The sequence below is a fragment of the Streptomyces sp. NPDC020681 genome, assembly GCF_044334895.1.
Taxonomy (GTDB): domain Bacteria; phylum Actinomycetota; class Actinomycetes; order Streptomycetales; family Streptomycetaceae; genus Streptomyces.
Window position 1 is genome coordinate 424,041 of record NZ_JBIRTX010000007.1, and the last position, 25,122, is coordinate 449,162.

Genomic DNA, 25,122 nt, shown 5'->3' on the forward strand with positions numbered 1-25,122 from the left:
GTCCGGACGATTGTCAGTGGTGCGGTGCACGATGGGGGGCATGGCCAGGACTGCGCTCGACTCCTTCTCTCCCGCGACCAGGGGCTGGTTCACGGGAGCCTTCAGCGCGCCCACCGCCGCGCAGGAAGGGGCCTGGCAGGCCATCGGCGAGGGCTCGGACGTGCTGGTGGTGGCGCCGACGGGCTCCGGCAAGACGCTGGCCGCCTTCCTCGCCGCCCTGGACCAGCTGGCGTCCACACCTCCGCCGGCGGACCCGAAGATGCGCTGCCGCGTGCTGTACGTGTCTCCGCTCAAGGCACTCGCGGTCGACGTGGAGCGCAATCTCCGCAGCCCGCTCACCGGCATCCGGCAGGAGTCCGTGCGGCTCGGGCTGCCGGAGCCCGAGGTGCGGGTCGGCATCCGCTCGGGAGACACCCCGCCCGCCGAGCGGCGCTCGCTGGCCACCAAGCCGCCGGACATCCTGATCACCACGCCCGAGTCGCTGTTCCTGATGCTGACCTCGTCGACGCGGGAGGCGCTGACCGGCATCGAGACGGTGATCCTGGACGAGGTGCACGCCGTCGCGGGGACCAAGCGGGGCGCGCATCTCGCACTGTCGCTGGAGCGGCTCGACGAGCTGCTGCCCCGCCCCGCCCGCCGGATCGGCCTGTCGGCCACGGTCCGGCCGGTGGACGAGGTGGCGCGCTATCTGTCACCACAGCGCAGAGTCGAGATCGTCCAGCCGCCGTCGGGCAAGGAGTTCGACCTCTCGGTGGTCGTTCCGGTCGAGGATCTCGGGGAGTTGGGCGGCTCACCGGCCTCGGAGTCGGACACCGGCGACAAGCCGTCGATCTGGCCGCATGTCGAGGAGAGGATCGCCGACCTCGTCCAGGCCCACCGCTCGACCATCGTCTTCGCCAACTCCCGCCGCCTGGCGGAGCGCCTGTGCAACCGCCTCAATGAAATCGCGTACGAGCGAGCCACGGGTCAGGCGATGCCCGACGGACCGCCGCCGGCCGAGATCATGGCGCAGTCCGGAGCAGCGCAGGGCGCACCGCCGCTGCTCGCCCGCGCACACCACGGCTCGGTCTCCAAGGAGCAGCGGGCCCTGGTCGAGGAGGATCTGAAGGCGGGCCGGCTGCCGGCCGTCGTCGCCACCTCCAGTCTTGAACTGGGCATCGACATGGGCTCGGTGGACCTGGTCGTCCAGGTCGAGTCACCGCCGTCCGTCGCCTCCGGTCTCCAGCGGGTCGGCCGGGCCGGACACCAGGTGGGAGCGGTCTCCACCGGCGTCGTCTTTCCCAAGTACCGCGGCGACCTGGTCCAGTCGGCCGTGGTCACCGAGCGGATGCGCAGCGGCTCGATCGAGGCGCTCCGCATCCCGTCCAACCCGCTCGACGTCCTGGCCCAGCAGCTGGTCGCGATGGTCGCCCTGGACACCTGGCAGGTCGACGATCTGCTGGCACTGACCCGGCGGGCCGCGCCGTTCGCCTCGCTGCCCGAATCGGCGTTCACGGCGGTGCTGGACATGCTCGCCGGACGCTATCCGTCCGACGCCTTCGCCGAGCTGCGCCCGCGCGTGGTGTGGGACCGCGTCGCAGGCACCGTGACAGGGCGGCCCGGTGCGCAGCGCCTCGCCGTCACCTCCGGGGGCACGATCCCGGACCGCGGCCTGTTCGGCGTCTTCCTCGCGGGCGCCGACCCGAAGAAGGGCGGCGGCAGAGTCGGCGAGCTCGACGAGGAGATGGTGTACGAGTCCCGGGTGGGCGATGTCTTCACGCTCGGCACCACCTCCTGGCGGATCGAGGACATCACCCGCGACCGCGTGCTGGTGTCGCCCGCGCCGGGTGTGCCGGGACGGCTGCCGTTCTGGAAGGGCGACCAGCTGGGCCGTCCGCTCGAACTGGGGCGCGCGGTGGGCGCGTTCCTGCGCGAGGTCGGCGGTCTCTCCGACGAGGACGCCCGGTTGCGGCTGCTGGCCGCGGGCCTGGACGCCTGGGCCGCCGACAACGTCCTTGCGTACCTCGACGAGCAGCGCCGCGCCTGCGGCCATGTCCCGGACGACCGGACGATCCTGGTCGAGCGTTTCCGCGACGAGCTGGGCGACTGGCGGGTGGTGATCCACTCCCCGTTCGGGGCCCAGGTGCATGCTCCTTGGGCACTGGCCCTCGGTGCGCGGCTCGGCGAGCGGTACGGCATGGACGCGCAGGTGATGCACGCCGACGACGGCATTGTGCTGCGGCTGCCCGACGCCGATCTGATGGGGCTCGACCTGCTCGACCAGGACCCGGTCCACCTCGACACGACCTTCGACAGCGAGCAGGCCCCCATCGGCGCGGCGGACGCCGTCTTCGAAAAGGGCGAGGTCAATCAGATCGTCACGGACCAGGTGGGCGGCTCGGCGCTGTTCGCCTCCCGGTTCCGCGAGTGCGCCGCGCGTGCCCTGCTGCTGCCGCGGCGCAACCCAGGCAGGCGTACGCCGCTGTGGCAGCAGCGGCAGCGTGCGGCCCAACTGCTCCAGGTCGCGAGCGAGTTCGGGTCGTTCCCGATCGTCCTCGAAGCCGTCCGCGAATGCCTCCAGGACGTCTTCGACGTGCCGGGTCTCACCGAGCTGATGGGCGACATCGAGTCGCGCCGGGTCCGGATGGTCGAGGTGACCACGCACGAGCCGTCGCCTTTCGCGCGGTCGCTCCTCTTCGGCTATGTCGCACAGTTCCTGTACGAGGGGGACTCGCCGCTCGCCGAGCGGCGTGCGGCGGCCCTGTCGCTGGACTCCCGGCTGCTCGCCGAGCTCCTCGGCCAGGCGGAGCTGCGCGAGCTGCTCGACGCGGAGGTCCTCACCGAGCTGGAGCAGGAGCTCCAGTGGCTCACCGAGGACCGCCGGATCAAGGACGAGGAGGGCGTCGCCGACCTGTTGCGGATGCTCGGGCCGCTGACCGACGCGGAGTTGGCCGAGCGCGGCGGCGAGCCGCAGTGGCCGCGGGATCTGGCCGCCTCCCGCCGGGCCATCAGGGTCCGGATCGCGGGGGCGGACCACTGGGCGTCGATCGAGGACGCGGGCCGGCTCCGCGACGCGCTGGGCACGGCGCTTCCGGTGGGCGTGCCCGAGGCGTTCACCGAGCCGGTGAAGGACCCGCTCGGCGACCTGCTCGCCCGGTTCGCCCGTACGCACGGGCCGTTCACATCGATTCAGGCGGCGGCCCGTTTCGGCCTCGGCGCGGCCGTCACAGACGGCGCGCTGCAGCGTCTGGCCGCGAGCGGGCGGGTCGTGCAGGGCGAGTTCCACCCGTCGGGCATCGGCCAGGAGTGGTGCGACGCGACCGTGCTGCGGCGGCTGCGCCGCCGCTCCCTGGCGGCCCTGCGGCACGAGCTGGAGCCGGTCCCGCCGGCCGCGCTCGCCACGTTCCTCCCCCAGTGGCAGCACTTGGGTGACAACAGCCTGCGCGGCATCGACGGACTGGCGCGCGCCGTCGAGCAGCTTCAGGGGGCCGCGGTGCCCGCCTCAGCCTTGGAGAAGCTGATCCTCCCGTCCCGCGTCTTCGGCTACGGGCCCGGCCTGCTGGACGAGCTGACCACGACGGGCGAGGTCGTCTGGGCGGGCGCGGGCTCGCTGCCCGGCAAGGACGGCTGGATCTCGCTCTATCTCGCCGACGCAGTGCCTCTGCTGCTGCCGCAGCCCCATCCGTTGGAGCTCAGCGCGCTCCACGAGTCCGTCCTCACCGCGCTCGCCCCGGGGTACGGACTGTTCTTCCGCCAGATCGCCGACCAGGTCCGCGCCACCACCCACCCGGACGCCACCGATCCTCAACTGGCCGACGCCATCTGGGATCTGGCCTGGTCCGGCCGGCTCACCAACGACACGCTGGCGCCGCTGCGTTCACTGCTCGGCTCGGGCCGGACCGCCGGATCCACGGCTCACCGCGCCAAAAGGACCGTGCCGCGCGGACGGTACGGAAGCCTCACCGCGTCCGCCCGTCCCGCTTCCCGCACCGGCCCGCCGACCGTCAGCGGCCGCTGGTCCCTGCTGCCGCCGGCCGAGCCCGAGCCGACACACCGCGCACACGCGCTGGCCCGCACACTGCTCGACCGGCATGGCGTGGTGACACGGGGCGCGGTGGCCGCCGAAGGCGTCGAGGGCGGGTTCTCCGCGACGTACCGCATTCTGTCGGCCTTCGAGGACAGCGGTCAGGCGCGCCGGGGCTATGTGGTGGAGGGGCTCGGCGCGGCCCAGTTCGCGATGGACGGCGCGGTCGACCGGCTGCGCGCGGCGGCCACCGCGCGGGAGCGGGCCGACACCCAGACCGCACCCCAGGCGGTGGTGCTGGCCGCCGCCGACCCCGCCAATGCGTACGGGGCAGCCCTGCCCTGGCCCGAGCCGCCGACCGGAGCGGGCCACAAACCGGGCCGGAAGGCGGGGTCCCTGGTCGTCCTGGTCGACGGCGAGCTCACGATGTACATGGAGCGCGGCGGCAAGACGCTGCTGTCGTGGGCCACGGACCCGGACGAGCCGGCGCTCCACGCGGCGGCCGCGGCACTGGCGAACGCGGCGCGCGCGGGCGCGCTCGGCACCGTCACGGTCGAACGCGCCAATGGCACGCCAGCTCTGACCTCCCCCTTGGCCCGTGCGCTGGAAACAGCCGGTTTCCTCGCCACCCCAAGAGGACTCCGCCTCCGCCCCTGACACCCGGCCCCGGGCCCGGCGAGAGGTGCCCGGTCGCAGAACAGCCGCGTCCCGCATCATGGAGCCATGCCCGAAGGAGACACCGTCTGGCAGACCGCACAGCGACTGCACACCGCCCTCGCCGGGCAGACGCTCACCCGGTCCGATCTGCGCGTGCCGCGCTTCGCCACCGCCGATCTCACCGGGCGGACCGTCCTGGACGTCACCCCTCGCGGCAAGCATCTGCTCACCCGAATCGAGGGCGGCCTCACCCTCCACTCGCATTTGCGGATGGACGGCTCCTGGCAGGTCTACGGATCCGGCGAGCGCTGGCGCGGCGGTCCCGCCCACCAGATCCGCGCGATCCTCGGCAACGCCGCGAACACGGCCGTCGGGTACCGGCTGCCGGTCCTGGAACTGCTGCGCACCAAAGACGAGGAGAAGGTCGTCGGGCATCTCGGGCCGGACCTGCTCGGCCCGGACTGGGACCCGGACATCGCGCTGGCCAACCTGCTCGCCGATCCGTCCCGCCCTCTCGGCGAGGCTCTCCTGGACCAGCGCAACCTCGCCGGAATCGGCAATGTCTACAAGTCGGAGCTTGCTTTCCTGGCCCGCGTGACGCCCTGGCTCCCGGTGGGGGAGCTGCCCGAAGGCACTCCGAAGCGGCTTGTCGTCACCGCGCAGCGGCTCCTGGAGGCGAACAAGAGCAGCTTCGACCGCCGCACCACGGCCACCGAACGCGGCACTTCCGGCGGTCCGCCGGTCGTCGGCCGCCGCCCGGGCCCGCGCCTGCATGTCTACGGCCGCGAGGGCATGCGCTGTCTCCGCTGCGGCACGCCGATCCGCAGGGCCGACCAGGGCGAGAGCGGCCGCGAGCGCACCACCTTCTGGTGCCCCGGCTGCCAAGCGGGCCCCACCGGCTGACGACCCACCGGCTGACACTCCGCCGACCACCGCACAGCTGACAACTGCTCCAGAACCACTAGTTGACGACCCGTCAGATTCGGTCGTACGGTCCCCGCATGGCCCTCAAGGCGTACGACCTCACCGGCCGCACCGCGTTCATCACCGGCGCAGCCAGCGGCATCGGCCGCGCATCCGCCGTACTGATCGCCGAGGCGGGCGCGACCGTCCACTGCGCCGACGTCGACGAGAAGGGACTCGACGAGACCCGTGGCCTGATCGCCGACGCGGGCGGCATCGCACACGCCCACACTCTCGATGTCACCGACCGCGCCCAGCTCAGGGCCGCCATCGACAGCGCGGACCGGCTCGACATCCTCGCCGCCGTCGCCGGAATCATGCACAGCAGCACGGTCCTGGAGACCAGGGACGAGGACCTCGACCGCGTCCTCGCCGTCAACTTCAAGGGCATTCTGTACGCCTGCCAGGAGTCGGCTCGCGCCATGATCGCCGCCGGCACCCCGGGCTCGTTGATCACCATGGCCTCCGGCGCCGTGGACGCCGCGAACCCCGGCCTGCTCTGCTACAGCGTGGCCAAGGCGGCGGTGGTGCAACTGACGAAGACCCTGGCAAGCGAGCTCGGCCCGCACTCCATCCGCGTGAACGCCATCGCCCCCGGCTGGATCCGCACCCCGATGACCGACCGCCATGACACGGCACTCCAGCACCAGGCCGAGGCCGCAATGATCCGTAAGTCCCCGCTCCGCCGCGTCGGCGAGCCGCAGGACATCGCCCATGCCGTACTCCACCTGGCATCCGACGCATCCGGCTTCACGACCGGCCAGATACTCCGCCCGAACGGCGGCGTCGCGATGCCTTGGTGACTCCGCCGGCGCCCTGGACACCTACGCCCCGAACTCCACCGACTCCGCTGCCCCGGCGGGACGCCGTCACATGCACCGGCAGCAGACTCAGCCCCCAGCCGCCCGCCGCCACCGCACCCTCGACGAGCCCCGACTGCTCCGGCACGAGCACCAGCCGCAGCACGGCCCACCACCACAGTCCACCGACCACCATCCCGCCGGCTATCAGCCCGTAGGCCACCACCGGCACGAGGGCGACCCCGCGTCGTGCCATGGCTTCCTCCTCCGGACCACGCTAGACCGGCGCGATCACCCACCGGGAGGGCGCACCGGGTGTGCAACCCCGGCGCACTCGGCACCGGTCACACCCATCAGCCTGCGGCGAGCGGGCGATCTTCGCAGATCGAGACCGCTACGCCCATACCCTCACCCCCACCAACCGCTACGTCCTGGGGGGACCATGTATCGCCGAACCAGCACCGCCGCCGCTCTCGCCGCGGCCGCGCTCCTCACCCTGACTGCCTGCGACACAACCGCCGAGCCCGCCGCCCCGACCCCCACGCCCACCCCCACCACCAGCAAGGACGCCAAGAACCGCGACGAGGCGGCGACGCTCCCCAACCTCGTCGGCAAGGGACTCCAGTCCGCTCAGGACGAGGCCCAGGCCGCCGGCTTCCTCGGGCTCGACTCGCACGACGCTCTGGGCCGTGGCCGCATCCAGGCCCTCGACCGGAACTGGAAGGTCTGCTTCCAGACCCCTGCGCCCGGAACCCACCCGGCCGACACCCGGATCGACTTCGGAGCCGTCAAACTCGACGAGACCTGCCCGGCTGAGGACGCGGAAGAGCCCATCGAGGCCGGAGCGACCATGCCGGACCTCATCGGCAAGTCCGTGAAGGTCGCCCGCGAGGCCCTGGACTCTTCCACCAGCATCAGCGTCCACGACATCAGCGGCCAGGACCGCATGGTCATCGTCGACTCGAACTGGAAGGTCTGCCGCCTCACCCCGAAAGTCGGCGCACCCCTCGACGGCCAACCAGTGACCATCGACGCGGTGAAGTTCGACGAGGAATGCTCACCGACCCCGGAAAACTGACCGCCCCTGAGTACTGACCGGCCTCAGAGAACTGAGCGACCGCGGAGTGCCGGCCGACGCGCAGTGCCGACCGCGGTCCACCTGGGCGTTCTCCGCCTACGCGTTCTCCGCCTGGAACATCCACGCGTGCTTCTCGAGGTCCGCCGTCAGCCCGATCAGCACGTCCTGGCTCACCGGGTCCGGTTCGCCGGTCGCCGCGACCCGCTCGCGCATCCGCCCGATCACCGCGCCGAGCGCTGCCACCAGCGTCCGTACCGCGTCTTCGTCCTTGATCCAGCCCTCCGGGACCGCGCCGATCGCGCTCCGCGCCGCCACTGTGGCGGCGCGGCCGTCCGGTGCGACACCGATCGCCGACGCACGCTCGGCCACCGTGTCGGAGTGCAGCCGGGCCGTGTCCACGACCTCGTCGAGCTGGAGATGCACGGACCTGAATCGCGGGCCCACGACATTCCAGTGGACCTGCTTGGCGACCAGCCCGAGATCCACCAGATCGACGAGCGCGCCCTTGAGCGCGTCTCCGACCGTCTTGAGATCCGCGTCGGACAGAGAGCTCTTCACGACAGACATGCTTGTCCTCCCACTGGGTCGACAGCTCGGCCGACGGCCCGTTCGACAGCATTTCCCACCATGACACAGCACCCCGAACCGGACATTCGGGAACAGCAGAAACCCCGGCCCGCCGCCCGTAGGGGCAGCGACCGGGGCTCAGCTTCAGCCAGAGCCTTGTCAGGCGGCGACGACGTCGACCGCCTCCGCAGGCGCCTTGATCGTCACCCGCTCCGTCGGCACACCCGCCACCGACGTCACGGAGACGGAATTGAGCATCGGGCGTACTGGCGCAGGCACCGGTTCACTGGCCGCTGCCGACTCGGCCAGTTCGGCCAGCGACAGATCGTCGCTCACTTCACGCATGAGCTCGGACATCCGTACGTCCAGCGCGTCGCAGATCGCGGAGAGCAGCTCGGAGGAAGCCTCCTTCTGCCCCCGCTCCACCTCGGAGAGATAGCCGAGCGAAACTCGGGCGGACGAGGAGACTTCGCGCAGAGTACGGCCCTGGCGCTGGCGCTGCCGACGCAGCACGTCACCCAGCAGGCGACGGAGCAGAATCATCGGTGGCTCCCTCCTCGGACCGCGTAGCCGCATCCTTCACGCCCCACCGTACCGCCTCGTGCCGCGGCCGTGCGGGGAGCGATGTCGTGTTCACTCAGGGCTGCAAACATCAATTCCCCCCGTTCTGTTCCGTATCCTGTGTCCGCGCATTTTCGTGCAGTTCGCCGGAGAGCAGCTCGAGCACGCTCCGTACACTCTCTCTACGGATGTCCGCCCGGTCCCCGTTCAATCTCAGTTCCGCCACTTTCTCGGTGCCGTGCGGCCCGGAAACGGCCACAAAAACCGTCCCGACGGGCTGTCCGTCCTGCGGCTCCGGCCCCGCCACACCCGTGGTGGCGATGCCCCAGCCGGCCCCCAGCGCACGGCGCACACCGGCCGCCATCTGCTGCGCGACCTCGGGGTCCACCGCGCCGCGCTCCGCAAGGAGGGTCCCGTCGACGCCCAGAAGTTCCCTCTTGAGAGCGGTTGCGTACGCCGTCACGGAGCCGCGGAAGGACTCGGAGGCACCCGGCACGGAAGTGAGCTCCGCGGCCACCAGACCGCCGGTCAGCGACTCGGCGACGGCCAGCGTCTCGCCACGCTCCGCAAGCAGCGCAAGCACCCGAGCCGCTGTTTTCACCGTGCGTCCCCGGCCGCTTCCCGTGCCGCGTCCCGCTCGGCGGCCAGTCCCCTGCGCCTCAGCACAATCGCCTGTCGCACATAGTCGAGGCCGGTGAGCACGGTCAGCAGGACCGCCACAGCCATCACCCAGAAGCGCAGAGTGGCCAGCGGACCCGTCAGTGCGAGCACGTACATGCCGACCGCCGTGCCCTGCGCGAGGGTCTTCAACTTGCCACCACGACTGGCCGGAATCACTCCGTGCCGGATCACCCAGAACCGCATCAGCGTGATTCCGAGCTCACGGAAGAGAATGACACCGGTCACCCACCACGGCAGATCGCCGAGCGACGACAGGCAGATCAGCCCGGCGGCCATGATCGCCTTGTCGGCGATCGGGTCGGCGATCTTCCCGAAGTCGGTGACGAGGTTGTACGTACGCGCGAGATGGCCGTCGAAGATGTCGGTGATCATGGCGACGGCGAACGCGGCCCACGCCCAGGCCCGCCAGGCCGGGTCGTACCCGCCGTCCTGCAGCATCAGCAGGACGAAGCCGGGCACCAGCACCAGCCGCACCATCGTGAGGATGTTGGCGATGTTCCAGAGGCTGGCCTGATTGACGGCCGCAGCGCCCAGCTTGCCTCCGGGTGCCGGCCTACCGGTGCCGCCCCCCGCGGATGCCGGCACTCCGGTCATCTGCCCGCCTCCTCGGGAAGACATTCGGCCACCAGGTCGACGCCTTCCGTGTCCACAACCTTTGCCATGACGATACGACCGGGCACGAGCCCCTCGCCCGAGGTGAAGACGACCTGGCCGTCCGTCTCCGGCGCCTGGTGCGCGGCACGGCCGAAGGCGCCGTCCTCACCGTCCTCCGCACCGCCCGCCGACTCGACGAGGACTTCGAGGCTCTCGCCCAGCCGCTCCTCGGCGCGCTGCGCGGTCAGCTCCTCCGCGAGCCGCGACAGATGCTCGAGCCGCTCGGCGATGGCGTCGGAGTCCAGCTTCCCGTCGTACGAGACCGCCTCGGTGCCCTCCTCGTCGGAATAGCCGAAGACGCCGATGGCGTCGAGACGGGCGGCCGAGAGGAAGCGTTCCAGCTCGGCGAAGTCGGCCTCGCTCTCGCCCGGGAAGCCGACGATGAAGTTCGAGCGCACACCCGCCTGCGGCGCCTTGCCACGGATCGTCGCCAGCAGCTCCAGGAACCGCTCGGTGTCGCCGAAGCGGCGCATCGCGCGCAGCACGCCGGGCGCGGAGTGCTGGAAGGAGAGGTCGAAGTACGGCGCGACCTTCGGCGTCGAGGTCAGGACGTCGATCAGGCCCGGCCGCATCTCGGCGGGCTGCAGATAGCTGACCCGGATCCGCTCGATCCCGTCGACCGCCGCGAGCTCCGGAAGCAGGGTCTCAAGCAGCCGGATGTCGCCGAGGTCCTTGCCGTACGAGGTGTTGTTCTCGGAGACCAGCATGACCTCCTTCACGCCCTGCTCGGCCAGCCAGCGCGTCTCGCCGAGGACATCGCTGGGCCGGCGCGAGATGAAGGAGCCGCGGAAGGAGGGGATGGCGCAGAAGGAACAGCGCCGGTCGCAGCCGGAGGCGAGCTTCACCGAGGCGACGGGGCTGGTGTCCAGGCGGCGGCGCAGCGGCGCCCGCGGGCCGGAGGCGGGAGCCACGCCGTCGGGAAGGTCTTCGGGGAGAGCCACCGGCGAACCGTGCCCCGGCAGTGCCACGTCCGAGCCGGCCGACTGCCGCTCGACCGGGCTGAGCGGCAGTAGCTTGCGCCGGTCGCGCGGAGTGTGCGCGGCGTGCCCACCGCCGCTGAGGATGGTCTGCAGACGGTCGGAGATGTCGGCGTAGTCGTCGAAGCCGAGCACGCCGTCGGCCTCGGGCAGCGCCTCGGCGAGCTCCTTGCCGTACCGCTCGGCCATGCAGCCGACGGCGACCACGGCCTGGGTTCTGCCGTGATCCTTCAGATCATTGGCTTCGAGAAGGGCGTCGACGGAGTCCTTCTTGGCGGCCTCGACGAATCCGCAGGTGTTGACGACTGCGACATCCGCGTCGGCGGCTTCCTCGACGAGTTCCCAGCCGTCCGCTGCCAAGCGGCCTGCCAGCTCCTCCGAGTCCACCTCGTTACGGGCGCAGCCAAGAGTGACTAGGGCGACGGTACGGCGTTCGGGCATGGGCTCAAGACTACTTTGTCCTGGCCCATACCCCTGCCGCGAGGCCCCCGGGGCCTCCGCTAGCCGACTTCGGGGTCGCCCTTGGTGTAGGAGAGCCGCTCGACCTGGCCGGTCTCGAACTGGTCCTCGACCTTCTTGCCGTTGACATAGAGCTCGATCGCCCCGGCGTTGCCGAGGATCAGATCGACCCGCTCGTCGTCCTGGAAGGTCCTGGACTCGCCCTTGAGCAGGGTGCCGTCGAAGAGCAGCTTGCCGTTGTGCGACTTGGCCGAGATCCAGCTCTTGTCGTCGAGGACGGAGAGCTTGACGGTCACCTTGTCCTTGGGAACCGCGGCGATGGCGCTGTCCGACGGGTCCGGCTTCGGGTCCGCGGGCTTGGTGGTCTGCGCCTGGGTCGGGGTGGGCTTCTTGTCGGGCGTGGAGCCCTCCGCGACGTTCTTGTCCTTGCCGCCCTCTTCCGAGCCGTTGACGAGCGTGAAGCCGACGAATCCGATGACGGCGACGATCGCGGCGACCATGGCCGCGGTCCAGTTGGGACCCCGGCGCTCGGGACGGATGCGCTCGGCCTCGAAGAGCGGCGCGGCGGGCGTCGGCGCGGGACGTCCGCCGTGCTCGGAGTCGTACTGGGCGACGAGCGGCTCGGGATCGAGACCGACGGCACGCGCGACGGTGCGGATATGCCCCCGCGCGTAGACATCGCCGCCGCAGCGGGAGAAGTCGTCCTGCTCGATCGCATGGACGATCGGGACGCGCACTCGCGTGGAGGCACTGACCTCGTCAATGGTCAGACCTGCGTCGATGCGGGCTTGCTGGAGCACACGACCGATCGAAGGCCGGTCGTCTTCGATGGAAGGCCGGTCATCTTCGGGGGAGTTGCTGCCGATGGACACGGGGGCGCCTTTCGAGCGTGTAGCCACCTGCTGGAGGTTCAGTCTATGGGTGGTACGAAAGGGTGGGGCAACTGGGCGGAGGGAGTTTGTACGCCATCGGAATGGCCGGGCATCTGTGATGGTGGGACATCTGTCTGTCCTTCCCTCCAACTTGACGTTCGACTGAGGGAAACGGTTGCTCTCGGAACCCTTACGAGTGAGACTCCCCGCGGATCACGGCGAGCACTCCATCCAGTTCGTCAGGTTTCACCAGAACATCACGTGCCTTTGAGCCTTCGCTGGGCCCGACGATGTTCCGCGACTCCATCAGGTCCATCAGCCGGCCCGCCTTGGCGAACCCGACGCGCAGCTTGCGCTGCAGCATCGAAGTGGACCCGAACTGCGTGGAGACCACGAGCTCGGCCGCCTGGCACAGCAGATCCAGGTCGTCGCCGATGTCCTCGTCGATCTCCTTCTTCTGTTTGGTGCCGACCACGACGTCCTCACGGAACACCGGGGCCATCTGATCCTTGCAGTGCTGGACGACTGCCGCGACTTCTTCCTCGGTGACGAAGGCGCCCTGCATACGCGTCGGCTTGTTGGCGCCCATCGGCAGGAAGAGGCCGTCGCCCTTGCCGATCAGCTTCTCGGCGCCCGGCTGGTCGAGGATGACCCGGCTGTCGGCGAGCGACGAGGTGGCGAAGGCGAGCCGCGAAGGCACATTGGCCTTGATCAGACCGGTGACGACGTCGACGGACGGCCGCTGCGTGGCCAGGACCAGATGGATGCCGGCCGCGCGGGCCAACTGGGTGATCCGGACGATGGCGTCCTCGACGTCACGCGGGGCGACCATCATCAGGTCCGCCAGCTCGTCGACGATCACCAGCAGATACGGATAGGGCTGGAGCTCGCGCTCGCTGCCCTCCGGAGGTTTGACCTTGCCGTTGCGCACGGCCTGGTTGAAGTCGTCGATGTGCCGGTAGCCGTACGCCGCGAGGTCGTCGTAGCGCAGATCCATCTCGCGCACGACCCACTGCAGCGCCTCGGCGGCCCGCTTGGGGTTGGTGATGATCGGCGTGATCAGGTGCGGGATGCCTTCGTACGCGGTGAGCTCGACGCGCTTGGGGTCGACGAGCACCATCCGGACGTCCTCCGGGGTGGCCCGGACCATCACCGAGGTGATCAGGCAGTTGATGCAGGAGGACTTGCCCGAGCCGGTCGCGCCGGCGACCAGCATGTGCGGCATCTTCGCGAGGTTGGCCATCACATAGCCGCCCTCGACGTCCTTGCCGAGAGCGACCAGCATCGGATGGTCGTCCTCGGCCGCGTCCGCGAGGCGCAGTACGTCGCCGAGGTTGACCATCTCGCGGTCGGTGTTCGGGATCTCGATGCCGACGGCGGACTTGCCGGGGATCGGCGAGATGATCCGTACGTCGGGGCTGGCGACGGCGTACGCGATGTTCTTGGTGAGCGCGGTGATCCGCTCGACCTTGACCGCCGGGCCGAGCTCCACCTCGTACCGGGTGACCGTCGGGCCGCGGGTGAAACCGGTGACCGCGGCGTCGACCTTGAACTCCGAGAAGACATTGGTCAGCGAGGCGACGATCGCGTCATTGGCGGCGCTGCGGGTCTTGCCGGGGCCGCCGCGCTCCAGCAGGTCCAGCGAGGGCAGGGCGTACGTGATGTCGCCGGACAGCTGCAACTGCTCGGCGCGCGGCGGCAGCGGCTGGGACTCCTCGGGCGGGCTCTTGGTCAGATCCGGTACGGAGCCCTTCGCGCCCCGTTCCTCGCGCTTTTCGGGTTCGCGCGCGGTCGGCACGGGGTTCGCGGCGCGCTGCCGGTCCGCGGTGAGGTCGCGGGTCAGGTCGGCGACGAGCGGCGAGGGCGGCAGACCGTTCAGCACGGCTCCGTCGAGCGCGGCCGCGGCGGCGGCCGCCACGTCCACGGCGTCCATCGGACGGTCCATGGCGGGCTGCCCGGCGCCCCGGCGCGGCCTGCGGCGACGGGAGAGCGCTTCTTCCTCGGCGTGCTCCGGGTCGTACTCCGCCGGCGCTTCGCTCCGGCGCGAGCGCCGTGCGCGTGCGGGCACCGCCTCGCGCCACTGGTCGTCGTAGCGCTGGTCGTCCTCGCTCGACTCGTCGTCCTCGCCCGGTTCGAACGGCGGCTGGACGATGCCGAGCTTGGAGCCGAGCAGCCGCAGCCGCTGCGGAATGGCGTTCACGGGCGTGGCGGTGACGACGAGCAGACCGAAGAGCGTGAGCAGCACGAGCAGCGGTACGGCGAGTACCTCGCCCATCGTGAAGATCAGCGGCTTGGACGCGGCCCAGCCGATCAGGCCGCCCGCGTCCTGCATCGCCTCGCTGCCTTCCCCGCGGCCCGGCGAGCCGCACGCGATGTGCACCTGGCCGAGCACACCGATGACGAGCGCGGACAGACCGATCACGATCCGGCCGTTGGCCTCGGGCTTCTCGGGATACAGGATCAGGCGTACGGCGATGGCGCCCAGCAGTATCGGCACCAGCAGATCGAGCCTGCCGAACGCGCCGGTCACCAGCATCTCGACGAGATCGCCGACCGGGCCGCGCAGATTGGACCACGTGCCGGCGGCGACCACCAGCCCGAGCCCGAGGAGCAGCAGCGCAAGACCGTCCTTGCGGTGCGCCGGGTCGAGCCCCTTCGCACCACGCCCTATGCCGCGGAACATCGCGCCGACTGCGTGGGCGAGGCCGAGCCAGAGCGCGCGGACGAGGCGGTAGACACCGCCGGTCGGCGACGGCGCCGGCTTGGGCGCTGTCTTCTTCGCCGCCGCCTTCTTGGCCGGGGCTCGCTTCGCGGGCGTGGTCTTCTTGGCTGCGGCCTTCTTGGCGGGCGCAGCCTTCTTCGCGGCACCGGTTGTACGGCCGGCGCGCGGCTTCGCGGTGCCCGCCGCGCCCTGGGAACCCTTGCCGGACGTACGTGAGGCCATGGTGGTGAGGTTACCGGTGTGGGAGGCGGTGGACACGTGTGCCTACTGCTTCACCCGTTTGTGTCGCCGAGTTGGGACAGCCCGGTGACGTTCCCTCAAACACCCGGCGACCGTTCGGTTCTGCAAAGGTCACTTCTGTGAAGGCAGTGCCGAGGGGCCACCGGTGCCGGGCTCCAGTGCGTCGAGCGCCCGGCGCAGACCGGTGAGTTTGCGCTCGAGATGGGCGGCGGTCGCGACGGCGGCAGCGTCGGCGGAGTCGTCGTCGAGCTGCTTCGAGAGGGCTTCCGCCTGCTCCTCAACTGCCGCGAGCCGCGCGGAAAGTTCGGCGAGCAGTCCCGCCGGCTCCTTGTTGTTGTGGCCGCCGGCCGACTGGCCGCCCTCCAGCTGGAGACGGAGCAGCGCGGCCTGTTCACGCAGTTGGCAGTTCTTCATGTACAGCTCGACGAACACCGAGACCTTGGCGCGCAGCACCCACGGGTCGAAGGGCTTGGAGATGTAGTCGACCGCGCCCGCCGCGTAACCCCGGAAGGTGTGGTGGGGGCCGTGGTTGATGGCCGTGAGGAAGATGATCGGGATGTCCCGGGTCCGCTCGCGCCGCTTGATGTGCGCCGCGGTCTCGAATCCGTCCATTCCAGGCATCTGGACATCCAGCAGAATGACCGCGAAGTCGTCTGTCAGCAGCGCCTTGAGCGCTTCCTCCCCTGACGATGCCCGCACCAGTGTCTGATCGAGCGCAGAGAGAATGGCCTCCAGCGCCAGCAGATTCTCCGGCCGGTCATCGACCAGGAGGATCTTGGCCTTCTGCACCATGCCCCGTCCTCCTCGCCCCGGCGTGGGGTCTCCCCAGCTCGAAGAGCCGGGGGACGCACCGGGCGCCGCCCCAGGGGACGACTCCCTTGCGTCGCCCATCCTTGTGCCGGTCATGGTAGCCGCACCCCGCCCGTCGCCACACCCTGTCACCGTGATGTCACTGTGCACGTAGCAGAAACGTAGCGGGAGACCAGAAGGTTCCCCGAATACCGCCGCCTCACACGCCTTCGGCCACAGTCAGTCAGCAACTCGTCGGCAGCCGACCACCACTCGCTCACTCGGCACGCATCCACTGCTCCATCACAGAGAGCAAATGGTCAGGATCCACCGGCTTGGTGACATAGTCGGAGGCGCCGGACTCGATCGCCTTCTCGCGGTCGCCCTTCATCGCCTTCGCGGTCAGCGCGATGATCGGCAGCCCGGCGAACTGCGGCATCCTACGGATCGCGGTCGTCGTCGCGTACCCGTCCATTTCCGGCATCATGATGTCCATCAGTACGACCGTCACATCATCGTGCTGCTCCAGGACTTCGATGCCTTCGCGGCCGTTCTCCGCATACAGCACCGACAGCCCGTGCTGCTCCAGCACGCTCGTGAGCGCGAACACATTGCGGATGTCGTCGTCGACGATCAGCACCTTCTCGTTGTCGAAGCTGAAGGTGTGCCGCGGCTCCGGGGCCTCCTGCGCCTCGCCCGCGCCGGGCCACTCCTGGCCCGCAGCATGCTTGCTGGGGCCGCTCTGACGGCCCGGCAGCGCGGGCCGGGCCTCGACCGCGCCCAGCGTCTTGCGGCGGCGCCGCAGCAGCGCGGCCGGACCCGCGTGCGTGTCCGCGACCAGGGTGCGCTCGGGCGGCGCCTGGAAGGCCGCGTCCTCCACGCCGTCGTCGGCCGGCCCGCCCTTCGGACGCGAGGTGCCCGGAGCCATCTGCGCGTAGCCCTGCGGCGGCAGTTCGCTCGGGTGAAGCGGCAAGTACAGCGTGAACGTCGAGCCGCGGCCCGGTTCACTCGCCGCGTGGATCTCGCCGCCCAGCAGCCGCGCGATCTCCCGGCTGATCGACAGGCCCAGGCCAGTACCGCCGTACTTGCGGCTCGTCGTGCCGTCGGCCTGCTTGAACGCCTCGAAGATCACCCGCATCTTGCCGGCCGCGATCCCGATCCCGGTGTCCGTGACGGAGAACGCGATCAGATCCGCGTCCGCGTCCTGCAGCGAACCCGCCTCCAGCAACTGCTCGCGGATCGACTGCGGCACATCGGCGCTCGCCGGCCGGATCACCAGCTCCACCGCTCCGGAGTCGGTGAACTTCACCGCGTTCGACAGAAGGTTGCGCAGCACCTGCAGCAGCCGCTGCTCGTCGGTGTGCAGCGTCGCGGGCAGCTCCGGCGACACCCGTACGGAGAAGTCGAGACCCTTCTCCGCGGTCAGCGGCCGGAATGTGGCCTCCACATAGTCGACCAGCTGCACCAGCGCGATACGGGTCGGGCTGACGTCCATCTTGCCCGCCTCGACCTTGGACAGATCGAGGATGTCGTTGATGAGCTGCAGCAGGTCGGAGCCCGCGCCGTGGATCGTCTCGGCGAACTCCACCTGCTTCGGCGAAAGGTTCCCCTCGGCGTTGTCGGCGAGCAACTTGGCGAGGATCAGCAGCGAGTTGAGCGGCGTACGCAGCTCGTGCGACATGTTCGCCAGGAACTCGCTCTTGTAGCGCATCGAGACCGCGAGCTGCTCGGCGCGCTCCTCGAGCACCTGCCTCGCCTCTTCGATCTCGGTGTTCTTCACCTCGATGTCGCGGTTCTGCTGGGCCAGCAGTTCGGCCTTCTCCTCCAGCTCCGCGTTGGACTCCTGCAGCGCCTTCTGCCGGTTCTCCAGCTCGGCGGAACGCTCGCGCAGCTGCTCGGTCAGCTCCTGCGACTGCTTCAGCAGCACCTCGGTCTTGGTGTTGACGCTGATGGTGTTGACGCTGGTCGCGATCATCTCGGCGATCTGGTTCAGGAAGTCCCGCTGGATCTGCGTGAACGGCTGGAACGACGCCAGCTCGATCACACCGAGGACCTTGCCCTCGAACAGCACCGGCAGCACGATCACATACGCCGGCGAGGCCTCACCGAGCCCGGACGAAATCCTCAGATAGCCCGGCGGGACGTTGACCTGGATGGTCCGCTTCTCCTCCGCCGCGGTCCCGATCAGCGTCTCGCCCGGCCGGAACGAGGTCGGCATCAGACCCGCGGAGTAGCCGTAACTCCCGCGCATGCACAGCTCGTACGACATCTCGCCGCTGCCGGACACGTCCTGGCCGCTGCCCGTCGCCATCGCCAGGAAGAACGCGCCGTGCTGCGCCGAAACGACCGGCGTGAGCTCGCTCATGATCAGCGAGGCAACGTCGTCGAGGTCGCGCCGGCCCTGCATCAGACCGGAGATACGCGCCAGGTTGCCCTTGAGCCAGTCCTGCTCCTCATTGGCGAGCGTGGTGTCGCGCAGGTTCGCGATCATCGTGTTGATGTTGTCCTGCAGCACCTGGATCTCGCCGGCCGCGTCCACATCGATCTTGAGGTTCAGATCGCCGCGGGTGACCGCGGTCGCGACGGCCGCGATGGCGCGCACCTGCCGGGTGAGGTTTCCGGCCATCTCGTTCACCGACTCGGTCAGGTCGCGCCAGGTGCCGTCGACGTCGCGCACCCGCGCCTGACCGCCCAACTGCCCGTCCGTGCCCACCTCGCGGGCCACCCGGGTGACCTCACCGGCGAACGACGACAGCTGGTCGACCATCGTGTTGATGGTGGTCTTCAGCTCCAGGATCTCGCCGCGCGCATCGATGTCGATCTTCCTGGTCAGATCGCCCTTCGCGATGGCGGTGGTGACCGTGGCGATCTGCCGCACCTGCCCGGTCAGATTGGACGCCATCGAGTTCACGGACTCGGTGAGGTCCTTCCAGATGCCCGAGACACCCGGCACATGCGCCTGGCCGCCCAGTTCTCCCTCGGTGCCCACCTCGCGGGCCACCCGGGTCACCTCGTCGGCGAACGAGGACAGGGTCGTCACCATCGTGTTGAAGGTCTCGGCCAGCTCGGCGACCTCGCCGCGCGCCTCGACCGTCACCTTCTTCGTCAGGTCGCCGCCCGCGACCGCCGCCGAGACGCGTGCGATGTTACGGACCTGACTGGTCAGGTTGTACGCCATGAGATTGACGTTGTCGCTGAGGTCCTTCCAGATGCCGGTGACTCCGCGCACCCGCGCCTGGCCGCCCAGTACGCCTTCCGTACCCACCTCACGGGCGACCCTGGTCACCTCGTCGGCGAAGTCGGAGAGCTGGTCGACCATCGTGTTGACGGTCGTCACCAGCTCGAGGATCTCGCCCTTGGCATCGACGGTGATCTTCTTGGACAGGTCGCCCTTGGCGACCGCCGTCGTCACCTCGGCGATGTTCCGCACCTGCGAGGTCAGGTTGTTCGCCATGAAGTTGACGGACTGCGTGAGGTCCTTCCAGGTGCCGGAGACGCCCTGGACCTCGGCCTGGCCGCCGAGGATGCCCTCGGTGCCCACCTCGCGGGCCACCCGGGTCACCTGCTCGGCGAAGTTCGAGAGCTGGTCCACCATCGTGTTGAGGGTGTTCTTCAGCTCCAGGATCTCGCCGCGCGCGTCCACGTCGATCTTCTGCGACAGGTCGCCGCGGGCCACCGCGGTCGCGACCTGCGCGATGTTACGGACCTGACCGGTGAGGTTCTCGGCCATGCCGTTCACCGAGTCGGTCAGATCGCGCCAGACTCCGGCGACGCCCGGCACCTGCGCCTGACCGCCGAGCCGACCGTCCGTACCCACCTCACGGGCCACCCTGGTGACCTGCTCGGCGAAGGCGGACAGCTGATCGACCATCGTGTTGATGGTGTTCTTCAGTTCCAGGATCTCGCCGCGCGCGTCCACGTCGATCTTCTGCGAAAGGTCGCCCCGCGCGACCGCCGTCGTCACCTGGGCGATCTGACGCACCTGATCGGTGAGATTGCCGGCCATGAAGTTGACGGAGTCCGTGAGTTCCTTCCACGTACCGCTGACGCCGTCGACCCGCGCCTGGCCGCCGAGACGGCCCTCCGTGCCCACATCCCGCGCCATGCGCGTGACTTGGTCGGCGAACGAGGACAGCTGCGCCACCATCGTGTTGACGGTGTTCTTCAGCTCCAGCATCTCGCCCGCGACATCCACGGTGACCTTCTGCGACAGGTCACCGTTCGCGACCGCCGTCGTCACCTGCGCGATGTCCCGCACCTGGCCGGTGAGGTTACGGAACGCGGTGTTCACCGAATCGGTGAGGTCCTTCCACGTGCCCGCCGCGCCCGGCACCTCCGCCTGACCGCCCAGCCGGCCCTCGACGCCGACCTCCCGGGCCACTCGCGTCACCTCGGAACCGAACGACTGAAGCTGGTCCACCATCGTGTTGACGGTGTTCTTCAGCTCCAGCATCTCGCCGGCCACATCCACGGTGACCTTCTGCGACAGGTCACCGTTGGCGACCGCCGTCGTCACCTGCGCGATGTCGCGCACCTGCGTCGTCAGGTTGCGGAAGACCGTGTTGACCGAGTCGGTGAGGTCCTTCCACGTGCCCGCGGCACCAGGCACCTGCGCCTGTCCGCCCAGCAGACCCTCGGCGCCGACCTCGCTCGCCACCCGGGTGACCTCGTCCGCGAACGTACGCAGCGTCTCGGTCATCTGGTTGATGGTCTCGGCGAGTTGCGCCACCTCACCGCGCGCGCTGACCGTGACCTTCTGCGACAGGTCGCCGTTCGCGACCGCCGTCGTCACCTCGGCGATGCCGCGCACCTGCGAGGTGAGATTGCCGGCCATGGTGTTCACCGAATCGGTGAGGTCCTTCCACACGCCGGCCACACCGGGCACCTCGGCCTGCCCGCCGAGCTCGCCTTCGGTGCCGACCTCCCGGGCCACCCGGGTCACCTCGGAACCGAACGACTGAAGCTGGTCCACCATCGTGTTGACGGTGTTCTTCAGCTCCAGCATCTCGCCGGCGACATGAACGGTGACCTTCTGCGACAGATCGCCCTTGGCGACCGCCGTGGTCACGAGAGCAATGTCACGCACCTGAGCGGTCAACCGGTACGCCATGGTGTTCACCGAATCCGTGAGATCCTTCCACGAACCGGACATTCCGCGCACCTGTGCCTGACCGCCGAGCTTGCCCTCGGTACCGACCTCCAGCGCCACCCGCGTCACCTCGTCGGTGAACGCCGAAAGCTGGTCGACCAGGCTGTTGACGGTCCGTGCGACCTTCAGGAACTCACCGCGCAGCGGCCGTACGGACCCGTCCGCGCCGTCCGGGGCGTGCGAACGGAGCTCCATGCGCTGCTCCAGATCGCCGTCAGCGACCGCTGAGAGCACCCGGCCCACCTCGGACACCGGCCGCGCCAGATCGTCCACGAGCGCGTTCGAGGCGTCGATGGCGGCCGCCCAGGACCCCTCGCAGGCCCCGGGGTCCAGCCGCTCGGTCAGCTTTCCCTCACGCCCGACCATCCTGCGCACCCGTGCGAGTTCACCCGTGAGATGGAGATTTCGGTCGGCGACCTCGTTGAAGACGGCCGCAATCTCCGCCATCACACCGTCGCCCGTCACGGTCAGACGCCTGCGGAAATTCCCGTCCCGCATGGACACCAGGGCCGCCAGCAGCCGGTTCAGAGCCGCCGCGTCCACCTCGGCTGTCCCATTGCGCTGTTTGTTCCGGGACTGTCCGCCTTTTGTGCGCGTGCTGTTGCCACGCGCCGCCACGCCAGACTCCACCGTGTCCCTCCCGCAGGGGTTGACCGTACTGCCCGAGCTGTATCAGGAAGCCTGCCCAGTGTTTCACCCAAGCCGAACCAGGCCATAACAGTTCGGCAGCTTCGCATAGCGTCCCCGCACCCGCAGGGCGGAAACAGCCACGACCGGCATCCGCTCGGACAGCGAAGGTAAGTAACCTGGCATCCGGCTGTCCAACCGCCCCGTCCGCCCGGCGGGGGCGGCGCCGACGCGAGTACTACACCGGGCACCGGGAGGGGCAGGCCGAAATCATGGCAGAGCCGGGCGTCGAGACGCGTACAAGGAGTTCTGTGATCACCGCGCGGGCGGCCGCCAGCTTCGACCCCGTCGGGCGGTCCGTGGCGACCGCTCGCGCCTTTGTGCGCGACACGCTCCAGGGCTGGGGGTACAGCGACGTCGTCGACGACGCCGTCGTCCTCACCAGCGAGCTCGTCACCAACGCCGTCATCCACGCCGGCACCGCCGCGGACGTTCTCTGTCTGCGCACGGACGACGGCGTACGGGTAGAAGTCGCCGACCGCTATCCCGAGCGTGAGATCCCCATCCAGGGCACCGGCCGCTCCCTCGGCAACCCCGACCGCGAGAACGGCCGCGGACTGCTCCTGTGCGCCGCCCTGGCCTCCCGCTGGGGCGTCGAGTACTCCTCCACGTTCAAGCAGGTGTGGTTCCATCTCGATCTCCCCCAGCGCGTGGTGGGCGCCCGCTCGGCGGGCCCCGTCCTGCCCACGCCGATGCTCCCGGTCGCCGACGAACGCGTACGCGTGGCCGTCGCCCAGATCGACAGAACCGGTTCGATTGTCGTGTGGAACGAGGACGCTGAGCGCCTCTTCGGCTACGCCGCCGAACAGGTCATCGGCAAACCGCTGACCGACTTCGCCGCCTGGCCGCACACACCGGGCATCGGCACCGGCATTGTCGACGCGCTCCAACTCTCCCGCTGGGAAGGCAGTTACGGCATCCGCGGCACCGACGGCCGCGTCGTACCCGTGTACGCCTCACACCTGCGCGTACGTGACACCCACGGCGAACCCTCCACCGTCTGCCTCATTGTCAGGGACGACGAACGGGCCGTCCTGCAGACCCCGCAGCGCGCCCCCGTCACCGAGACCGGCGCCGAGAGCCACGCGACCGATCCTTTCGAGGTCTTCATCGGCACTCCGGCGCCCGACGACCTCGACGGCCTGCTCCAGCGCACCGTCGAACGCGCCCGCGACATGCTCGACGGCGACGCCGCCTTCCTGCTGCTGGCCACCGACGACGAGACCGAACTGGAAGTACGGGCCACCACCGGCCTCCCGTCGGCCCGTCAGCGCTTCGCCCGCGTCCCGGTCGAAGCCGGAACCGGCCGCTACGGCTCCGCACGCATGCCGGCCGTCCACGAGGACCTCACAGCCGTCCCTGGCGCCGTCCCGCTGCTGAACTCCACCGGCATGCGCTCCGTCGTCACCGTCCCGCTCAAGGTCGAGGGCCGTCTCACCGGATCGCTCGGCGTCGCCGCGGAATCGGCCGGCAGGTACTCCAACGAGGAGGCCCTGCGGCTCCAGTTCGCCGCCGACCGCATCGCGCTGGCCGTCGAATCCGCCCGCCTCGGCGAACTGGAGCGGCTGCGCCGCGGCTCGCTCTCCTTCCTCGTCGAGGCCTCCGACCTGCTCGCCGGAACGCTCGACCGTGACCAAACCCTGGCCCTGATGGCCCAGATGACGGTCCCCACCCTCGCCACCTGGTGCGCCGTCTACACGATCGCCGACCAGGCCTCCGACCCGTACCTCAGCTACGTCCTGCACGAGGACGAGGAACGCATCGACGGCCTCAAGGCCCTCCTCTCCAAGATCGCACCGCCGGACCCGGTCCCCACCCCCGGCGCCCGCGTCTGGACCGCCCCGGCCGCCGCCGCCCAGCAGGCGGCGCTGCTCACCTCCAAGCGCGAACTCGGCCTCGGCTCCACACCGCCGGTCTCCTCCGGCATCGGCACCACGCTCGCCACCGCCGCCGCGGTCGGCGGCGAGACGGTCGTCCTGCCGCTCGTGGCGCGCAACCGCGTCATCGGCATGCTGACCCTCGGCAAGCCCTCGGACGACCACTTCCGCCAGGAGATCCTGGAACTGGCCGAGGACCTCTCCCGCCGGGCCGCTCTGGCCCTCGACAACGCCCGCCTGTACTCGGAGCGCATGGCGATCAGTCAGTCCCTCCAGCGCAGCCTGCTGCCGCCCGGCCTCCCCCAGATCCCGGGCGTCGAGGTCGAGGTCATCTACCGCGCGGCAGGCGAAGGCAACGAAGTCGGCGGCGACTTCTACGACCTCTTCCCGATCCGCGACGGCGCATACGGCTTCGCCATCGGCGACGTCTGCGGTACGGGCCCAGAGGCCGCGGCCGTCACCGGCCTCGCCCGCCACGCCCTGCGCCTGCTGGCCCGCGAGGGCTTCGGCGGCCCCGCGGTCCTGGAGCGCCTGAACGCGGCGATCCTCGACGAAGGCGCACGCAGCCGCTTCCTCACCCTGCTCTACGGCGAGTTGTGGCCCCAGGACGACGGCTCGGCCGTCCTGAAGGTCGTCTGCGCGGGCCACCCGCTCCCGCTGCGCCTGCGCCAGGACGGCAGCGTGGAGCCGGCTGCCGAACCGCAGCCGCTCCTCGGCGTCCTCGAAGACCTGGAGCTGTACGAGCAGATGGTGACCCTGGACCCGGGCGACGTGCTCCTGTGCGTCACCGACGGAGTCACCGAACGCCGCGAGGGCACGCGCATGCTGGGCGACGAAGGCCTGATCGACGTCCTCACCACATGCACCGGCCTCACGGCGGGCGCGGTCGCCGCCCGTGTCCTGCGCGCCGTCGAACGCTTCGCGGCCGAGCCCGCCTCGGACGACATGGCCATCCTCGCCATGCGCGTCCCGGAGACCCGCCGGCCCTGACCCGCGCCACGAACCGGCCCTCAAAACCAAGAAGGCCCCCGCCACTTGGCGGGGGCCTTCTCGTGTACGGAGCCCCAATACGGAATCGAACCGTAGACCTTCTCCTTACCATGGAGACGCTCTACCGACTGAGCTATTGGGGCCTGTTGCGCTGCGGCAACGGGATAGATCATACCCCGAACAGACGACTGCTCGGAACCACGCAGGCGGACGCAGCGGTCCAGTCCGGCCTGGCCAGCCGACTGCGGCTGAACGCAAAAATGCCTCAACCCCCGGACGTGGTCCAGGGGTTGAGGCCAATGATTGTTCGGCGGTGTCCTACTCTCCCACAGGGTCCCCCCTGCAGTACCATCGGCGCTGAAAGGCTTAGCTTCCGGGTTCGGAATGTAACCGGGC

The 25,122-nt window shown here is 69.9% G+C and carries 15 protein-coding genes, 1 tRNA gene and 1 rRNA gene; 5 read left to right on the top strand and 12 right to left on the bottom strand.

The annotated features are described in order from the left end of the window. Positions 1-40 precede the first annotated feature (40 nt). The 3 genes from ACH4YL_RS20140 (at position 41) to ACH4YL_RS20150 (ending at position 6,426) form a co-directional block, all read left to right on the top strand. Complete coding sequence (locus tag ACH4YL_RS20140) at positions 41-4,660, top strand: ATP-dependent helicase (protein ID WP_398508729.1); 4,620 nt, start codon at positions 41-43, stop codon at positions 4,658-4,660. 66 nt (positions 4,661-4,726) lie between these two features. After that, positions 4,727-5,563, top strand: a complete 837-nt coding sequence (locus ACH4YL_RS20145) for an Fpg/Nei family DNA glycosylase (protein WP_398508730.1) — start codon at positions 4,727-4,729, stop codon at positions 5,561-5,563. 98 nt (positions 5,564-5,661) lie between these two features. Further along, a complete protein-coding gene (locus ACH4YL_RS20150; protein WP_398508731.1) occupies positions 5,662-6,426 on the top strand; it encodes an SDR family NAD(P)-dependent oxidoreductase in 765 nt (254 codons plus the stop codon). Here the strand turns inward: ACH4YL_RS20150 and ACH4YL_RS20155 are convergent. Beyond that, the gene (locus ACH4YL_RS20155; RefSeq protein WP_398508732.1) at positions 6,374-6,679 is read right to left on the bottom strand and encodes a hypothetical protein; all 306 of its coding nucleotides are present in this window, start codon (positions 6,677-6,679) and stop codon (positions 6,374-6,376) included. The two genes, ACH4YL_RS20150 and ACH4YL_RS20155, sit on opposite strands and share 53 nt — an antisense overlap. A gap of 186 nt (positions 6,680-6,865) precedes the next feature. Here ACH4YL_RS20155 and ACH4YL_RS20160 point away from each other — a divergent pair, with 186 nt between their 5' ends. Then, a complete protein-coding gene (locus ACH4YL_RS20160; RefSeq protein WP_398508733.1) occupies positions 6,866-7,501 on the top strand; it encodes a hypothetical protein in 636 nt (211 codons plus the stop codon). A 96-nt stretch (positions 7,502-7,597) separates the two neighbouring features. Here ACH4YL_RS20160 and ACH4YL_RS20165 read toward each other — a convergent pair whose 3' ends face one another. The 9 genes from ACH4YL_RS20165 to ACH4YL_RS20205 form a co-directional block, all read right to left on the bottom strand. Continuing rightward, positions 7,598-8,068: a Dps family protein gene (locus ACH4YL_RS20165; RefSeq protein ID WP_398508734.1), complete on the bottom strand. Its 471-nt coding sequence runs from the start codon at positions 8,066-8,068 to the stop codon at positions 7,598-7,600. Between the two features lie 159 nt (positions 8,069-8,227). Next, on the bottom strand, positions 8,228-8,611 hold the full coding sequence (locus ACH4YL_RS20170; RefSeq protein ID WP_398508735.1) for a helix-turn-helix domain-containing protein: 384 nt from the start codon (positions 8,609-8,611) through the stop codon (positions 8,228-8,230). A 109-nt stretch (positions 8,612-8,720) separates the two neighbouring features. Further along, positions 8,721-9,230: a CinA family protein gene (locus ACH4YL_RS20175; protein WP_398508736.1), complete on the bottom strand. Its 510-nt coding sequence runs from the start codon at positions 9,228-9,230 to the stop codon at positions 8,721-8,723. After that, the gene (pgsA, locus tag ACH4YL_RS20180) at positions 9,227-9,904 is read right to left on the bottom strand and encodes a CDP-diacylglycerol--glycerol-3-phosphate 3-phosphatidyltransferase (protein WP_398508737.1); all 678 of its coding nucleotides are present in this window, start codon (positions 9,902-9,904) and stop codon (positions 9,227-9,229) included. Before pgsA ends, ACH4YL_RS20175 begins: the two co-directional genes overlap by 4 nt. Next, positions 9,901-11,382 carry a 30S ribosomal protein S12 methylthiotransferase RimO gene (gene rimO / locus ACH4YL_RS20185; protein WP_398508738.1) on the bottom strand — a complete coding sequence of 494 codons (1,482 nt, stop codon included), beginning with the start codon at positions 11,380-11,382 and terminating at the stop codon, positions 9,901-9,903. The genes pgsA and rimO overlap by 4 nt, the downstream gene beginning before the upstream one ends. A gap of 59 nt (positions 11,383-11,441) precedes the next feature. Then, positions 11,442-12,272 (bottom strand): helix-turn-helix domain-containing protein, encoded by an 831-nt coding sequence (locus tag ACH4YL_RS20190; RefSeq protein ID WP_398508739.1) that lies wholly within the window; start codon positions 12,270-12,272, stop codon positions 11,442-11,444. A 190-nt stretch (positions 12,273-12,462) separates the two neighbouring features. Continuing rightward, positions 12,463-15,216, bottom strand: coding sequence for a DNA translocase FtsK (locus ACH4YL_RS20195; protein WP_398508740.1), 2,754 nt, complete (start codon positions 15,214-15,216; stop codon positions 12,463-12,465). A 129-nt stretch (positions 15,217-15,345) separates the two neighbouring features. After that, positions 15,346-16,026, bottom strand: a complete 681-nt coding sequence (locus ACH4YL_RS20200; protein WP_398508741.1) for a two-component system response regulator — start codon at positions 16,024-16,026, stop codon at positions 15,346-15,348. A 274-nt stretch (positions 16,027-16,300) separates the two neighbouring features. After that, the gene (locus tag ACH4YL_RS20205) at positions 16,301-21,802 is read right to left on the bottom strand and encodes a HAMP domain-containing protein (protein ID WP_398508742.1); all 5,502 of its coding nucleotides are present in this window, start codon (positions 21,800-21,802) and stop codon (positions 16,301-16,303) included. Positions 21,803-22,071: 269 nt separating this feature from the next. Between ACH4YL_RS20205 and ACH4YL_RS20210 the strand changes: the two genes are divergently transcribed. Further along, positions 22,072-24,726 carry a SpoIIE family protein phosphatase gene (locus tag ACH4YL_RS20210; protein WP_398508743.1) on the top strand — a complete coding sequence of 885 codons (2,655 nt, stop codon included), beginning with the start codon at positions 22,072-22,074 and terminating at the stop codon, positions 24,724-24,726. 70 nt (positions 24,727-24,796) lie between these two features. Here ACH4YL_RS20210 and ACH4YL_RS20215 read toward each other — a convergent pair. After that, positions 24,797-24,869 (bottom strand) — tRNA-Thr (locus ACH4YL_RS20215). Positions 24,870-25,031: 162 nt separating this feature from the next. After that, positions 25,032-25,122: ribosomal RNA gene (gene rrf / locus ACH4YL_RS20220) — 5S ribosomal RNA — on the bottom strand; the annotation flags it as partial.

Coding starts and splice junctions, on each gene's coding strand:
- ACH4YL_RS20165 (WP_398508734.1), bottom strand. CDS start 8,068: ATGTCTGTCGTGAAGAGCTCTCTGTCCGACGCGGATCTCAAGACGGTC.
- rimO (WP_398508738.1), bottom strand. CDS start 11,382: ATGCCCGAACGCCGTACCGTCGCCCTAGTCACTCTTGGCTGCGCCCGT.
- ACH4YL_RS20145 (WP_398508730.1), top strand. CDS start 4,727: ATGCCCGAAGGAGACACCGTCTGGCAGACCGCACAGCGACTGCACACC.
- ACH4YL_RS20155 (WP_398508732.1), bottom strand. CDS start 6,679: ATGGCACGACGCGGGGTCGCCCTCGTGCCGGTGGTGGCCTACGGGCTG.
- ACH4YL_RS20150 (WP_398508731.1), top strand. CDS start 5,662: ATGGCCCTCAAGGCGTACGACCTCACCGGCCGCACCGCGTTCATCACC.
- pgsA (WP_398508737.1), bottom strand. CDS start 9,904: ATGACCGGAGTGCCGGCATCCGCGGGGGGCGGCACCGGTAGGCCGGCA.
- ACH4YL_RS20195 (WP_398508740.1), bottom strand. CDS start 15,216: ATGGCCTCACGTACGTCCGGCAAGGGTTCCCAGGGCGCGGCGGGCACC.
- ACH4YL_RS20140 (WP_398508729.1), top strand. CDS start 41: ATGGCCAGGACTGCGCTCGACTCCTTCTCTCCCGCGACCAGGGGCTGG.
- ACH4YL_RS20210 (WP_398508743.1), top strand. CDS start 22,072: ATGGCAGAGCCGGGCGTCGAGACGCGTACAAGGAGTTCTGTGATCACC.
- ACH4YL_RS20160 (WP_398508733.1), top strand. CDS start 6,866: ATGTATCGCCGAACCAGCACCGCCGCCGCTCTCGCCGCGGCCGCGCTC.
- ACH4YL_RS20200 (WP_398508741.1), bottom strand. CDS start 16,026: ATGGTGCAGAAGGCCAAGATCCTCCTGGTCGATGACCGGCCGGAGAAT.
- ACH4YL_RS20170 (WP_398508735.1), bottom strand. CDS start 8,611: ATGATTCTGCTCCGTCGCCTGCTGGGTGACGTGCTGCGTCGGCAGCGC.